Here is a 12,670-nt window from a genome sequence, read left to right on the forward strand (position 1 = left end):
TTAATAATCGGTTTACCAAATATGGTGTCATTATGGCCGAACGGTATCCGACCAAGTCGTAGCCAGCGGACGTGTGTCCGACTGTTGCTTCGAGGGTCCACATCTTCTGGAGAAGACCATGGCGAAGAATCCTAATCTCACGCTTGCAGGCCCCGATCTTGCTGCGCTGCTCTGCAGCCGTGTCTGCCATGACGTGATCTCGCCTGTTGGAGCGATCAACAACGGCCTGGAACTGCTTGACGAAGGCGGCGCCGATGCCGATGCGATGGATCTGATCCGGACCAGCGCGCTCAACGCCTCGGTACGGCTGAAATTCGCCCGACTTGCCTTCGGTGCTTCGGGCTCGGTCGGTGCTTCGATCGATACCGGCGAGGCGGAAAAGGCAGCAAAGGATTTTGCCCAGGCCGAGAAGAAGACCGAGGTGAGCTGGAGCGGACCGCGCGCGATCATCCCCAAGAACCGGGTGAAGCTGCTGCTCAACCTCTTCCTGGTCGCCTATGGTGCCATTCCGCGTGGCGGCTCGCTGGATATTTCTCTCGAAAACCCGGAAACGGACGCCAAGTTCAAGATCGTCGCCAAGGGACGCATGCTGCGGGTGCCGCCGAAGTATCAGGAAATCCTGTCCGGTCATCTCGAAGAAGCCGTCGATGCCCATACCATCCAGCCCTATTACACGGTGCTGCTCGCGGATGAATGCAGCATGGAGCTGAAATGCGTGCCGAGTGAAGGCGAGATCGCGTTCACCGCCGAGGTCGTGAGCTGAACCGTCCCGCTTCGGGACGCGCAAGTGCTGCAACCGGTAACCTTTCCTTAGGCGCGGCCCGTTAAGGTATCCATTACATTTCAGATCCCCCGTATCTGGGGAGGGGAGTCCACCATGAAGCGCCTGATGATCGCAGATGGGTCCGACATCGTTCGCAAGGTCGGCAAGAAGATCCTGTCGGAACTCGGCTACCAGGTGACGGAAGCGGCGTCCGGTCGCGAGGCGCTGTCGCGCTGCGAGCGCGAGCTTCCCGATGTGATGATCGTCGATGCCGGCATGAGTGATGCCCTCGATCTGATCTCCAATGTCCGTGCGCTGCCGGAAGGCAAGGCGGTCAAGATCTACTACTGTGTGGTGGAAGCCGAGCTGAAGGTGATGATGGCCGGGAAGCGGGCGGGTGCCAGCGACTTCCTCCTGAAGCCCTTCGATCGCGAGATCCTCACGAAGACCTTCGGCGACAAGGCAATCGCTGCCTGATTTCCCCTGCCGGGGCTAAACGACGACATCTGTGACAAAGGCGGTGCCCAGGGGCGCCGCCTTTTGCGTTTCGGCCGTGCGTCGTCGGGGCAGCCCTCGTTTCGCGGCTCCAAAATGCAAGAAGCCCGCGTCATCGACGCGGGCCTCTTTGAAGAAGTGGAAATAGGCTTACGCCGTTTCCATGTATTCCGCACCATCCGGCTCGCGCAGTACATAGCCACGACCCCAGACGGTTTCGATGTAGTTGGCGCCACCGGCAGCGTTTGCGAGCTTCTTGCGCAGCTTGCAGATGAAGACGTCGATGATCTTCAGTTCCGGCTCGTCCATGCCACCATAGAGGTGGTTGAGGAACATTTCCTTGGTGAGCGTGGTACCCTTGCGGAGCGAAAGAAGCTCCAGCATCTGGTATTCCTTGCCCGTCAGGTGAACGCGCTGACCGCCGACTTCGACAGTCTTGGCGTCCAGGTTCACGATAAGCTCGCCGGTGATGATGATCGACTGGGCATGGCCCTTCGAGCGGCGGACGATCGCATGAATGCGGGCAACCAGCTCGTCCTTGTGGAACGGCTTGGTCATGTAGTCGTCGGCGCCGAAGCCCAGACCACGTACCTTGTCTTCAATGCCCGCCATACCGGAAAGGATCAGGATCGGCGTCTTCACCTTGGACAGGCGAAGGGTACGCAGCACCTCATAACCGGACATGTCAGGCAGGTTCAGGTCGAGCAGAATGATGTCGTAATCGTAGAGCTTGCCGAGGTCGACACCTTCTTCGCCGAGATCGGTGGTGTAGACGTTGAAGCTCTCCGACTTGAGCATCAGTTCGATGCTCTGCGCCGTTGCGCTATCGTCTTCAATGAGTAGAACCCGCATATTTATCCCCTTTACCGCCGCCGAAAGGTCAAGATGGCCCCCTACGCGATACGGATCCAGTCGTTGCCTGATTTGAAGGCTGCCACCAATTGGTTAACAAATTCTGATTCCCTCTGGCAAGGTGTATCGAATTTATTAAGCAAAGATATCAGCCTCCTGATTCTTCATGTGTTTCCGGTCATCGCCACACCTGAATCGGCGCCTCAGGAAAACCCTGTAACCGATTCATTTAACTCATCATTGTCACGAGCTCTTTTCGGGCTCTGGCATTTACTGACCCTTAAGTGATCGGGCTTATCATTAACGATGCCCGTAAACGAAAGGTTACCAAAGGTAGCTTTTTGTTAACGCCGCGGACTTTTTTTGGACGAATCGGTGGCGGGCGTGTTGAGTAGCAAGTGTGGCGGGGGGTCTCGCATCACGGGAGTATTGCGTATGAAGTCGCGTGAGAGCCTGGTACGCCTGAAGGGATTTCAGGTTACCGAAAAGCGTCGGCAATTGCAGCAGCTGCAGTCAATGATGTCGGAATTCGAACGGATGGCGAAGGAGCTAGAAGCTCAGATCGGCATCGAGGAAAAGAAATCGGGCATCACCGATCCCAATCATTTCGCCTATCCCACCTTCGCCAAGGCGGCACGCCAGCGCGCGGACAATCTCCAGGTCTCGATCCGGGAACTGAAGGTCCAGCAGGAAGCGGCAGAACTGGCGTTGGAAGAGGCTGAAGCGGAATACCAGAAGGCAGCGGCTCTCGAAGAGCGCGATGGCCAGATGCGTGTCCGGGCCTGAATAACGCTATTCAGTCTGGTTGAGATTTCAAACAAGAAGGCGGGCGCGGGTTATCCGGCGTCCGCCTTCGTTCGTCTTGGGCACCGGCTGACCGGTGCTCACTTGCGCACGTCGTTCCAATCCGGGTGCCGGTCCATCTGCGCCTTCATGAACGGGCAGAGCGGGATGATCTTCCAGCCGCCTTCACGCGCGGCAGCGACGGCATGTTCGGCGAGCGCCTGACCGGCGCCCTGTCCGCGCATGGTGTCCGGGACTTCCGTATGGTCGATGATGATCAGGCTGGCGGAGGCACGGGAATACGTCATCACGGCCGGCTTGCTGATGCCCTCGATGCGGCCGACATAGCGTCCACCCGATCCTGCCTCTTCACTGGTGATCTGCATTGACGCCTCCTGTTGCCGCGTTTCGATGGTTCTGTTTAACATCGGGTAGAGCCGACCGGGAAGCCAACTGCCGGATACGCTGTGTTCGATGTCAGGAAGGGAGCCATTGTGGTCGTCTGGTTGAAGGCGCTTCTTCTCGTCGGAGCCTCAATCTCGTTTGCGCTCGGCGTGAGCCTGCCGCTGATGCGGTTCGAAAGTTTTTATGTCTTTTCCACCGATGCGTCGCTGATCGAGGTGATCGTTTCGCTCTATGCCGACGGAGACGGCTTGCTTGCGCTTCTGGTCGGGCTCGTTTCCATCGGTTTTCCGCTGATCAAGCTGCTGCTTCTCGCGGCCGAGAATATCGCTGGCGAGGTGCAGCCGGGGCAGGGGTTGCTGACGCGGTTGGTCCCGGTGCTGTCGAAATGGTCGATGATGGACGTGTTGCTGGTCGCCATCGTCATCTTCGCGACGAAAACCAGCGGGCTCGCTCAGGCCTTCACGCAGCCGGGCCTGTGGTTTTATGCGGGATCCAGCCTGGCGGTTGCGGCGTTGAGTGGCTTGAACGCGGGAAGCGTTGCCCGAAAAACATGAAACCGGCAGGCTGGGCCTTGCCGGTTTCAGGTATGGGTCTGATGCAATTAGAAGTGTACCGGGCGAGCCGGCACGAAAATGGACTAATGGCGATACTGTTGAATTCGGGTGGTGCGCAGGCCCGGCAGGCCGTGATCGTTGATCGATGACTGCCAGGAGAGGAATTCCTCGACCGTCAGGGTGTAGCGTTCGCAGGCTTCTTCCAGGCTCAACAGGCCACCACGCACAGCCGCGACAACCTCAGCCTTGCGGCGGATCACCCAGCGGCGCGTATTGGCCGGCGGAAGATCGGCAATCGTAAGGGGGCTGCCATCGGGGCCGATGACATATTTCACTCGTGGGCGGATCATTTCGGTCATTGGACTCTCTATACAAACTCAAGACCACACACCCTCATACTAGGACCGATGCTTTAAAATTTGCCTAAGCCCATTGTAAGCATTTGATAATAATTTTCGCGACCGGGCTGGGGCGAGAGTCGTGGCGTTTCGGACAAGTTGATTAAACTTGCGGCAAATGCATAGGAGTTATGCGAGGACTGCGACTGGTGCCCATTAGCGATCTGTGGCATTGGGCTCCCCAGCAATACTGATGTCTCGATCGATGCGTCGATCGGAAGGGCAGATGTCGAGCATCGCGGTTTCCGTAGGGGGCCGCAAGACCGGCGACAGGCCCAGCTGATACTCGTTCCCCATGGAGCAATTCAATGTCCACAAACATTCGAAATCCCGATCGGACGAACGTCCGGTCGAAAGGAGTTTTATGTTCAGGCCAACTGATGTGACGGGCAGTCACGGTCTTGGTGACGGTGATGCCGTTTTTCAGAGCGAAGCGCTCTCCACCGGCCCATGGGGGCGCGAGTTCTCTGCGCTCGGTCGCAGCCATGGCTTTCGAAACACGCTGCTTGCGCGCGTTCCAAAGGCGGATAGTCCGGAGTTTTCGGCCAATCTGATCCTCTGTACCTGGCCTGACGAATTGCGCCTCGGCTATGAAGCGGCAGAAGTCTATGCCGGCAGCCTGCTGATCGCGCGGATCAAGCAGTCTATCCTTCCGCTCTTCACGCATGACAATCTGTTTCTCGGCACGCCGGGATCGGAGGCGCGCCAGCCGCTTGCCCCGCTTTTCCAGCAGTTTGAGATGGGCGGTTCTCTGGTCTTCAACTTGAACGACCGCAACCAGACCCAGTATGTGCTCGTCTTTTCGGGGCGTGACCATGCGCCCGAGCGTCCGGAAATCGCTGCCCTGCAGCTGAGTGCGATGGAGCTGCTGGATTCGGGCGTCGAGGCCCTGGTGCCGCGGCTTGGGCCGAAGGAAAAGCTGTCGGCACGCGAGATCGAATGTCTTCGCTGGTCGGCTGCCGGCAAGAGCAGCGATGAAATCGCCATAATCCTCGACATTTCCAGCCATACGGTCGTCAGCTATCTCAAGAGTGCAATGCGCAAGCTTGAGGCGGTGAACCGCATGCAGGCCGTGGCGCGCGCCTGTCGCTATCGGCTTCTGTAGCTTCCTGTGCTGCAGGCACGGCGTCATTTCAGGTTGCTTGTTGCGAGAGTGTTGGGAACAGCCTTAACAAAAGCTTTACAATCTTGAGGGGGAAACGTACGGTTGTGCTCGCCAAAGGGGAGGGCGCTGCCATGGCAAGTCTCAAGGAAGTAGCAGAGCACTTATCGACACTCGAAAACTTGCAAGACGATAACATTTTTCCCTGGACCGATGTCGAGCGAGAGGCCCTTGCTGAATATGCGAGGCCTGCAATGGCAGGGGGCAGAGCTCTTAATGCCTATATTTCCTATCAGGGATCATGTGGTTTCGCGAATGCGGGCCAGCAAGCCTATGTTGTGAACAAGCTGAGTAATGCCGTCGTCAATGCAACCGTCAGAGTTCGCTGGTCGCAGGGTGTGAGCAACGGTCAATACGATACTGTAGTCGCCATACCGGCTGGAAGTCGCGCGCTGATAGGGTGTACGCGCGGAAACGGCGTGACAGGATCATACTACGAATACTCCGTCGTTGGCAGTGTTCCGTGAGTAATGGCTGCCCTTGACCAAGCCAGGTGATCTTGCACCTGAGGGTTCGGTCCAGCCGGCGTCTCGCTGGATGATCGGCATTCGAGACGACCGGCTTATTGATCGAAGTGGGGCGGTTCACACCATCATCAGATTGAGCTCCGTGCCGGCATAGCCGAGATAGTAACCTGTCGGCCCGCTGTGCTGCAAAGTCAGTTCATCCCCTAGTTCGAGATAGACCAGAGCCATGGAGGTCGAGGTGCCATACTGACCGGCATGGCGCAGGAGATCCACTGTGCCATTGCGCTTCAGCGTTACAGTGGCGAAGCCGGTTCCATCGGGCGTCACCGTCAGTGCCATCTGATAGACGCCGGCAACGGGAACAACGAGGGGCTTGCCGTAACCGGAGGGGAGGGTAGCCCCGAGCGCTACGCCCCCCTGACCGAGATGCAACTGGTCGAAGCCGGTAACAGTCCCGTTGGCAAGCGTTGCCAGCTGGGGTGCAAGCGCTGCCCGGGCGATCGGTCTTGCCGGCCCCCTTATCATCCCGTCGGGCCGGATCTCAAGGGCCTGAACCCAGGTATTGCCGTCGGCGCTCACCCTGATCGACAGATGATCATCGCCGGTGAGGCCAATTTCGGCGCGTCCCGACCAGTTCGTCTGCAGCATCAGGCTTGCCGTTTCTGTCGCTGCTGCCTTGTTGATCTTGAGGCTATGGCCTGCGCCCTGATGGGTAAAGAGGCTGCCGTGGCTGGCGATCGCCAGGCGGGTGTTGTTGGTCGGTGTTGCTCCCAGCCCAAGGGTTTCCGCCTCGATGGAAGCGGGGAGGGGCAGATGTTTCCATTCTTGCCCGTCAAAGACCTTCATGCGCTCTTCGGTCTGAACGTAGGCGCGCCAGCCCGGCTTCGGAACGAGATAGAGCCAGGCGTCATCCCGCCAGACGGCCAGTCTGCCAGCGCGGTCGCTCCATGCGCCAGAGGCCTCGGACAGGATCACAAAGGCCTCTCCCTCCTGCGCTCCAATGGGAGGCTCGGCCAACTGATCCGTGATCGTCAACTGCACCAGCGCGTCGAGCCTCTGGAGCGCTTCATTGTGCGTCACGTGCTTCTGTGCCTGCGCCGGCAGGATGAAGGGCAGGGCGAGATTGGGGGTCGTGTCTGGCATGGTCTCTCCTTCGCATTCGGCTGCCGGAGGCAGCGGGGGTTGAAGCGGAGAGTGTGTGGCAGGCTGAGAGGAGGGGGATGAAAAGCACATGCCCCCATTGAAAAATCTCGAAAATTTCCGAAACTCATCCCCGCTCGGAGGGGCGTCCGGTGGCGAGAAACGGTGGGTTTTCGAAGGTGCGCAGCCCGGGCAGGCGTTTGCCATAGGTGAGCGGCGCGCCGTCTTCGGTCGCAACCATGCCGCCGGCTGCCCGAAGCACGGCATCGCCGGCGGCCGTGTCCCATTCCATGGTTGGGCTGAAGCGCGGGTAAAGGTCGGCGACGCCCTCGGCCACCAGGCAGAACTTGAGCGAGGAGCCGACGGTCTTGCGCTCCAAAACCTCTGCCTTGCGGATATAGGCGTCGGTCGCAGCGCAATTGTGAGAGCGCGAAACCAGGACTGACGGGGAAGCCCCCTTCAAACGCGCCGCAATCGGCATGCGGGCTACGACCCTGTCGTGTTCATCAAGCTTCAGCTTCTCGGCCTTGCCGGCGCCGCCGAGATAAAGCGTGTTGAGTGCTGGCGCATGGACGACGCCGAGGACCGGTATGCCGGCTTCGATCAGCGCGATGTTGACGGTAAAGTCGTCATGGCCGCCGATGAACTCGCGGGTGCCGTCGAGCGGATCAACCAGGATGAAACGGCCGCCACTGACATCGGGAATCCGCCCTGCGGCGACCTCTTCCTCGGCAACCACAGGCACGTCTGGCAAGGCGCGGGCAAGTGCATCGAGAATCAGGCGTTCGGCGGCTTCGTCCGCCTCGGTCACCGGAGACTTGTCGCCTTTCAGGCGCACCCCCGCACCCGCCTTGTAGATGTCGAGAATGACACGGCCAGCGGCAATCGCGCTCGTCTCGAAAAGCTTCAGAATGTCCTGCCTGTCACGCACCTGAACCGGGCTCCCGATCACATCCTCTCCGGTTTATCCCCGTCTCCCACGCTTTGGAAGTGCGCCTTGCCGCAGGACGGGAAACTTGCCTGATGTTTCTGTGCTGCACTGCGAGCAAACCTGTGTTCCATGTCTCAAACAGCATAGATTTTGTCCTGATCGCGCTTGCTCTTTGTGACGCCTATGCGAATGTGACGCGACATTTGCAGAGGTTGTTCGATGCGTTATTCCGCCCTTTCGATCTTCCGCCAGGCGCTTTCCGGCAACCGGAACTGGGCGCCGATGTGGCGTGAGCCGCAGCCGAAACCGCATTACGACGTTGTTATCGTCGGAGGCGGCGGACATGGTCTTTCCACCGCCTATTACCTCGCCAAGGAATTCGGCATCACCAATGTCGCTGTTATCGAGAAGGGCTATCTCGGCGGCGGCAATGTCGGGCGAAACACCACGATCATCCGCTCGAACTACATGCTGGAGGGCAATGAGCCCTTCTACGAGCTGTCGATGAAACTGTGGGAAGGCCTCGAGCAGGACTTCAACTACAATGCCATGGTTTCGCAGCGTGGCATCGTCAATCTCTTCCATACCGATGGCCAGCGCGACGCTTATGCGCGGCGCGGCAATGCGATGATGATGCATGGGGTTGCTGCCGAACTGCTCGACCGCGAGCAGGTGCGCCAGATGATGCCCTATCTCAACTTCGACCATGCGCGCTTCCCGATCCTGGGTGGTCTGTTGCAGAAGCGCGGTGGTACGGCTCGCCATGACGCGGTTGCCTGGGGTTATGGGCGCGGCGCCGACGAGCGCGGCGTCGATCTCATCCAGCATTGCGAAGTCACCGGCATCCGCCGCGACGAGCTCGGCCAAGTGACCGGCGTCGAGACGACCAAGGGTTTCATCGGCTGCAACAAGCTGGCGCTCGCCACGGCCGGCCACACCTCGGTCACCGGCAAGATGGCGGGGCTGGACCTTCCGATCGAGACGCATGTGCTGCAGGCTTTCGTTTCCGAAGGCATCAAGCCCGTGATCGACAACGTCATCACCTATGGTGCGGGACACTTCTATATCTCGCAGTCCGACAAGGGCGGCTTGGTCTTCGGCGCTGACATCGACTACTATTCTTCCTATGCCCAGCGCGGCAATCTCGCGACGGTCGAGCATACAATCGAGGAGGGCGTATCGCTGATCCCCGGTCTGTCGCGGGTTCGGGTGCTGCGGTCCTGGGGTGGTGCCATGGACATGTCGATGGATGGCTCACCGATCATCGACCGCACGCCGATCGACAATCTCTACCTGAATTGCGGCTGGTGTTACGGCGGCTTCAAGGCGACACCGGCGTCCGGCTTCTGCTTTGCCCATTTGATCGCGAAGAACGAAGCCCATCCCGTGGCCCGCCTCTTGCGCCTTGATCGCTTCGAACGCGGCTTTGCCGTTGACGAAGGCGGCAAGGGTCCCCAACCGAACCTGCATTGAGACATCGCCATGGCAAGCCTGATCACCTGTCCGCATTGCGGCGTTCGTCCCAAGGAAGAGTTCAGCATTCGCGGTGATGCCAGCCCGGTTCGCCCGGCCGCCGGTGCGCCCGACGATGCCTGGTATCGTTACGTCTTCGTCCGCGACAACCCGAAGGGCCGGATCATCGAGCACTGGCACCATTCGGCCGGCTGCCGCCGCTGGCTGGTGGTCGAGCGCGACAATGCTGCGAGCCACGAGGTCTATAGCGTGACCGATGCGAGCACTCACGCGAAGGAGGCCGCACGATGAGTGGTTACCGGCTTTCCTCCGGCGGGCTCGTCAACCGCGCCCGCACGCTCTCCTTCTCGTTCGATGGCCAGACCTATACTGGCTATGAGGGTGATACTCTGGCCTCGGCACTGATCGCCAATGATCAGCTGCTGGTCGGGCGCTCCTTTAAGTATCACCGCCCGCGCGGCATCGTGACGGCGGGTTCTGCCGAGCCGAATGCGCTAGTGACGATTGGAGCCGAAGGGCGCACCGAGCCGAATACACGGGCGACCGTCGCCGAGCTCTACCAGGGGCTCGAAGCCAATAGCCAGAACCGCTGGCCCTCGCTCAAATACGATATCGGTGCGGTCAACAGCCTGTTGTCGCCAGTCCTCTCGGCTGGCTTCTACTACAAGACCTTCATGTGGCCGAAGGCCTTCTGGGAAAAGCTCTATGAGCCGATCATCCGGAAAGCCGCCGGCCTCGGCAAGACGCCGTTCCTGCCCGATCCCGATCGCTATGAGAAGGCCTGGGGGCATTGCGACCTCCTGGTGATCGGCGCCGGTCCGGCCGGTCTGATGGCGGCGCGTGCTGCGGCGCGCGCCGGGCTTCGCGTCATCCTGGCGGATGAAGGGTTCCGGCTGGGCGGTTCGCTGCTGTCCGAGCGCGTCACCGTCGGCGGCGTGCCGGCGGCCGACTATGCTGCCTCCGTCGTCGAGGAGTTGAAGAGCCTTTCCAATGTCACGCTGATGCCGCGCACCACCGTGTTCGGCTGGTATGACGACAATGTCTTCGGTGCTGTGGAAAAGGTTCAGAAGCATGTCGCCCAGCCTTCGGGCGATCTGCCGGTCGAGCGGGTCTGGCGCATCGTTGCCAAGCGGGCGATCCTGGCATCGGGTGCGGAGGAGCGGCCGCTGGTCTTCGGCGGCAACGACAAGCCGGGCGTGATGACCTCAGGCGCTGTCAGGACCTATCTCAATCGCTATGGCGTGGCCGCCGGCCAGAACGTCGCCATCTTTACCAATGGCGGTGCGGGCTATCGTACGGCGGCCGATCTGGTCGCTGCCGGTGTTGGCGTTGCTGCTATCATCGATGGCCGGACACAGTCTACTGATGTTGCGCCCTCCGGCGTGCGGGTTATCAGGGGCGGCTCCGTCATCGACACGAAGGGCACCTACCGCATCAAGGGTCTGATCGCCGAACGCGTCGGCCATCAGGAGGAGATCACCTGCGATGCGCTGGCGATGAGCGGCGGCTATAGCCCGATCGTGCATCTCGCCTGCCAGCGCGGCGCCAAACCATACTGGTCGGACGAGCATCAGGCCTTCCTGGCGCCCGATGTGGGGCAGGGGCTTCGCATTGCTGGCTCTGCTGCCGGTCATGCCTCGCTTGCCGCCGTGTTGCGGGATGGTGCGGACAAGGCGCATGAGGCGATCGGGGATCTCGGTCGGCTCGTCGGCACGGTCGACGTGCCCGAGGTCGAGGGTGAATTCGACGCGAGCTTTGCGCCGCTCTGGTATGTGCCGGGCGCCAAGGCAAAAGCCTTTGTCGACTTCCAGAACGACGTGCATGTGAAGGACCTGAGCCTTGCCCAGCGCGAGGCCATGGGGCATGTCGAGCACACCAAGCGCTACACGACCGGCGGCATGGCGACCGACCAGGGCAAGCTCGGCAATATAGCTACCATCGGCATCATGGCCGGCATGCGTGGCGTGTCGCCTGCCGAGATCGGAACCACGACCTTCCGGCCCTTCTATACGCCCGTCTCCTTCGGCGCGATGGCGGGCACCTCGCGCGGTGAACATTCTCGGCCCGTGCGCACCTCGCCGTTGCATGGCTGGGCGAAGAGACAAGGCGCGGTCTTCGTCGAATCCGGCCTCTGGTATCGCTCCTCCTGGTTCCCGCGTGATGGCGAGAAGACCTGGCGCGAGGCCGTCGACCGTGAAGTCTTGAACGTCAGGGCCAATGCCGGGATCTGCGATGTCTCGACGCTCGGCAAGATCGAGATTTTTGGCAAGGATGCCGCGGAGTTCCTCAATCGCGTCTATTCCAACGCCTTCCTCAAGCTGCCGGTCGGCAAGGCGCGCTATGGCCTGATGCTGCGCGAAGACGGGATGATCTATGACGACGGCACCGCGAGCCGGCTGTCGGACGAGCATTTCTTCATGACCACGACGACGGCCTATGCTGGCGAGGTGATGACGCATCTGGAATTCTGCTCCCAGGTTCTCTGGCCGGACCTCGATGTGCGCTTCGTCTCCTCCAGCGATCAGTGGGCGCAGATGTCGGTCGCGGGTCCCAAGGCGCGGATCATCCTCGAACAGATCATCGAAGACGATATCTCCGACGAGGCCTTCCCCTTCCTTTCGGCACGGGAAGTGCTGCTCAAGGGAGGCTTGAAGGCGCGGCTCTTCCGCATCTCCTTCTCCGGCGAACTCGCCTTCGAAGTCGCGGTGCCCGCGAATTATGGCGAGGCGGTTGCCGATGCGATTGTGGCGGCGGGCAAGCCGCATGGCATCTGCGCATACGGTGTCGAGGCGCTCAACGTGCTGCGCATCGAGAAGGGCTTCATTACCCATAGTGAAATCGACGGTCGCACGACGCCCGACGATGTGGGTCTCGGCAAGATGTTCTCGACGCAGAAGGCCGATTTCATCGGCAAGCGGCTGTCCAGCCGTTTCGGCCTGACCGCCGCCGACCGTCCGCAGCTGGTGGGGCTCAAGCCCGTCGAACATGACAAGAGTTTCGCTGCCGGCGCGCATCTCCTGAAGGAAAACGTCAAGCCGTCGACGCTGAATGACCAGGGCTGGGTCTCCTCCGTCTGCCATTCGCCGACGCTCGGCCACACGATCGGCCTCGCCTTCCTGAAATCCGGCCGCGAGCGGCTGGGCGAGAAGATCGTCGTCTGGGACGGCTTGCGCGGTTCGGAAGTGCTGGCCGAGGTCGTCAGCCCCGTCTTCTACGACCCCGACAACAAGAAACTGAACCTGTGAGG

15 protein-coding genes are annotated in these 12,670 nt (G+C 60.5%); 10 read left to right on the forward strand and 5 right to left on the reverse strand.

Going from position 1 to position 12,670, the window contains the following annotated elements; all coding sequences use genetic code 11:
- Window positions 1–118 precede the first annotated feature (118 nt).
- On the forward strand, window positions 119–763 hold the full coding sequence (chpT, locus tag SJY08_RS03315; RefSeq protein ID WP_069043521.1) for a histidine phosphotransferase ChpT: 645 nt from the start codon (window positions 119–121) through the stop codon (window positions 761–763).
- Between the two features lie 114 nt (window positions 764–877).
- Window positions 878–1,240, forward strand: coding sequence for a PleD family two-component system response regulator (locus tag SJY08_RS03320; RefSeq protein ID WP_054148337.1), 363 nt, complete (start codon window positions 878–880; stop codon window positions 1,238–1,240).
- A 168-nt stretch (window positions 1,241–1,408) separates the two neighbouring features.
- On the opposite strand, the gene ctrA is transcribed toward SJY08_RS03320, so the two are convergent.
- Entirely contained in the window at window positions 1,409–2,110 is a 702-nt protein-coding gene (gene ctrA, locus SJY08_RS03325) for a response regulator transcription factor CtrA (RefSeq protein WP_054148338.1), read from the reverse strand.
- Between the two features lie 33 nt (window positions 2,111–2,143).
- Here ctrA and SJY08_RS03330 point away from each other — a divergent pair, with 33 nt between their 5' ends.
- Together SJY08_RS03330 and SJY08_RS03335 are read left to right on the forward strand one after the other, a co-directional pair.
- Window positions 2,144–2,398: a hypothetical protein gene (locus SJY08_RS03330; RefSeq protein ID WP_377274693.1), complete on the forward strand. Its 255-nt coding sequence runs from the start codon at window positions 2,144–2,146 to the stop codon at window positions 2,396–2,398.
- Window positions 2,399–2,545: 147 nt separating this feature from the next.
- Window positions 2,546–2,896, forward strand: a complete 351-nt coding sequence (locus SJY08_RS03335; protein ID WP_054148339.1) for a hypothetical protein — start codon at window positions 2,546–2,548, stop codon at window positions 2,894–2,896.
- A gap of 98 nt (window positions 2,897–2,994) precedes the next feature.
- Here SJY08_RS03335 and SJY08_RS03340 read toward each other — a convergent pair whose 3' ends face one another.
- Window positions 2,995–3,279 carry a GNAT family N-acetyltransferase gene (locus tag SJY08_RS03340; RefSeq protein WP_054148340.1) on the reverse strand — a complete coding sequence of 95 codons (285 nt, stop codon included), beginning with the start codon at window positions 3,277–3,279 and terminating at the stop codon, window positions 2,995–2,997.
- 81 nt (window positions 3,280–3,360) lie between these two features.
- On the opposite strand from SJY08_RS03340, the gene SJY08_RS03345 reads away from it, so the two are divergent.
- Window positions 3,361–3,852, forward strand: a complete 492-nt coding sequence (locus tag SJY08_RS03345) for a paraquat-inducible protein A (RefSeq protein ID WP_377274694.1) — start codon at window positions 3,361–3,363, stop codon at window positions 3,850–3,852.
- An 83-nt stretch (window positions 3,853–3,935) separates the two neighbouring features.
- On the opposite strand, the gene SJY08_RS03350 is transcribed toward SJY08_RS03345, so the two are convergent.
- The gene (locus tag SJY08_RS03350; protein ID WP_006725852.1) at window positions 3,936–4,211 is read right to left on the reverse strand and encodes a DUF1153 domain-containing protein; all 276 of its coding nucleotides are present in this window, start codon (window positions 4,209–4,211) and stop codon (window positions 3,936–3,938) included.
- A gap of 403 nt (window positions 4,212–4,614) precedes the next feature.
- Here SJY08_RS03350 and SJY08_RS03355 point away from each other — a divergent pair, with 403 nt between their 5' ends.
- Together SJY08_RS03355 and SJY08_RS03360 are read left to right on the forward strand one after the other, a co-directional pair.
- Window positions 4,615–5,355, forward strand: coding sequence for a helix-turn-helix transcriptional regulator (locus tag SJY08_RS03355; protein ID WP_054148341.1), 741 nt, complete (start codon window positions 4,615–4,617; stop codon window positions 5,353–5,355).
- 131 nt (window positions 5,356–5,486) lie between these two features.
- Window positions 5,487–5,879, forward strand: coding sequence for a hypothetical protein (locus tag SJY08_RS03360; protein ID WP_377274695.1), 393 nt, complete (start codon window positions 5,487–5,489; stop codon window positions 5,877–5,879).
- 117 nt (window positions 5,880–5,996) lie between these two features.
- Here SJY08_RS03360 and SJY08_RS03365 read toward each other — a convergent pair whose 3' ends face one another.
- The gene (locus tag SJY08_RS03365; protein WP_377274696.1) at window positions 5,997–7,022 is read right to left on the reverse strand and encodes a DUF2793 domain-containing protein; all 1,026 of its coding nucleotides are present in this window, start codon (window positions 7,020–7,022) and stop codon (window positions 5,997–5,999) included.
- A gap of 124 nt (window positions 7,023–7,146) precedes the next feature.
- Window positions 7,147–7,950 (reverse strand): 3'(2'),5'-bisphosphate nucleotidase CysQ, encoded by an 804-nt coding sequence (gene cysQ, locus SJY08_RS03370; RefSeq protein WP_377274697.1) that lies wholly within the window; start codon window positions 7,948–7,950, stop codon window positions 7,147–7,149.
- Window positions 7,951–8,169: 219 nt separating this feature from the next.
- Between cysQ and SJY08_RS03375 the strand changes: the two genes are divergently transcribed.
- Genes SJY08_RS03375 through SJY08_RS03385 form a run of 3 tightly spaced genes read left to right on the forward strand, consistent with a single transcriptional unit; the run spans window position 8,170 to window position 12,668 of the window.
- Window positions 8,170–9,423 (forward strand): sarcosine oxidase subunit beta family protein, encoded by a 1,254-nt coding sequence (locus SJY08_RS03375; RefSeq protein ID WP_377274698.1) that lies wholly within the window; start codon window positions 8,170–8,172, stop codon window positions 9,421–9,423.
- A 9-nt stretch (window positions 9,424–9,432) separates the two neighbouring features.
- Window positions 9,433–9,714, forward strand: a complete 282-nt coding sequence (locus SJY08_RS03380; protein ID WP_377274699.1) for a sarcosine oxidase subunit delta — start codon at window positions 9,433–9,435, stop codon at window positions 9,712–9,714.
- Window positions 9,711–12,668: a sarcosine oxidase subunit alpha family protein gene (locus SJY08_RS03385; RefSeq protein ID WP_377274700.1), complete on the forward strand. Its 2,958-nt coding sequence runs from the start codon at window positions 9,711–9,713 to the stop codon at window positions 12,666–12,668. Before SJY08_RS03380 ends, SJY08_RS03385 begins: the two co-directional genes overlap by 4 nt.
- Window positions 12,669–12,670 lie beyond the last annotated feature (2 nt).

This window comes from Rhizobium sp. R86522 (assembly GCF_042466255.1).
Lineage (GTDB): Bacteria > Pseudomonadota > Alphaproteobacteria > Rhizobiales > Rhizobiaceae > Allorhizobium.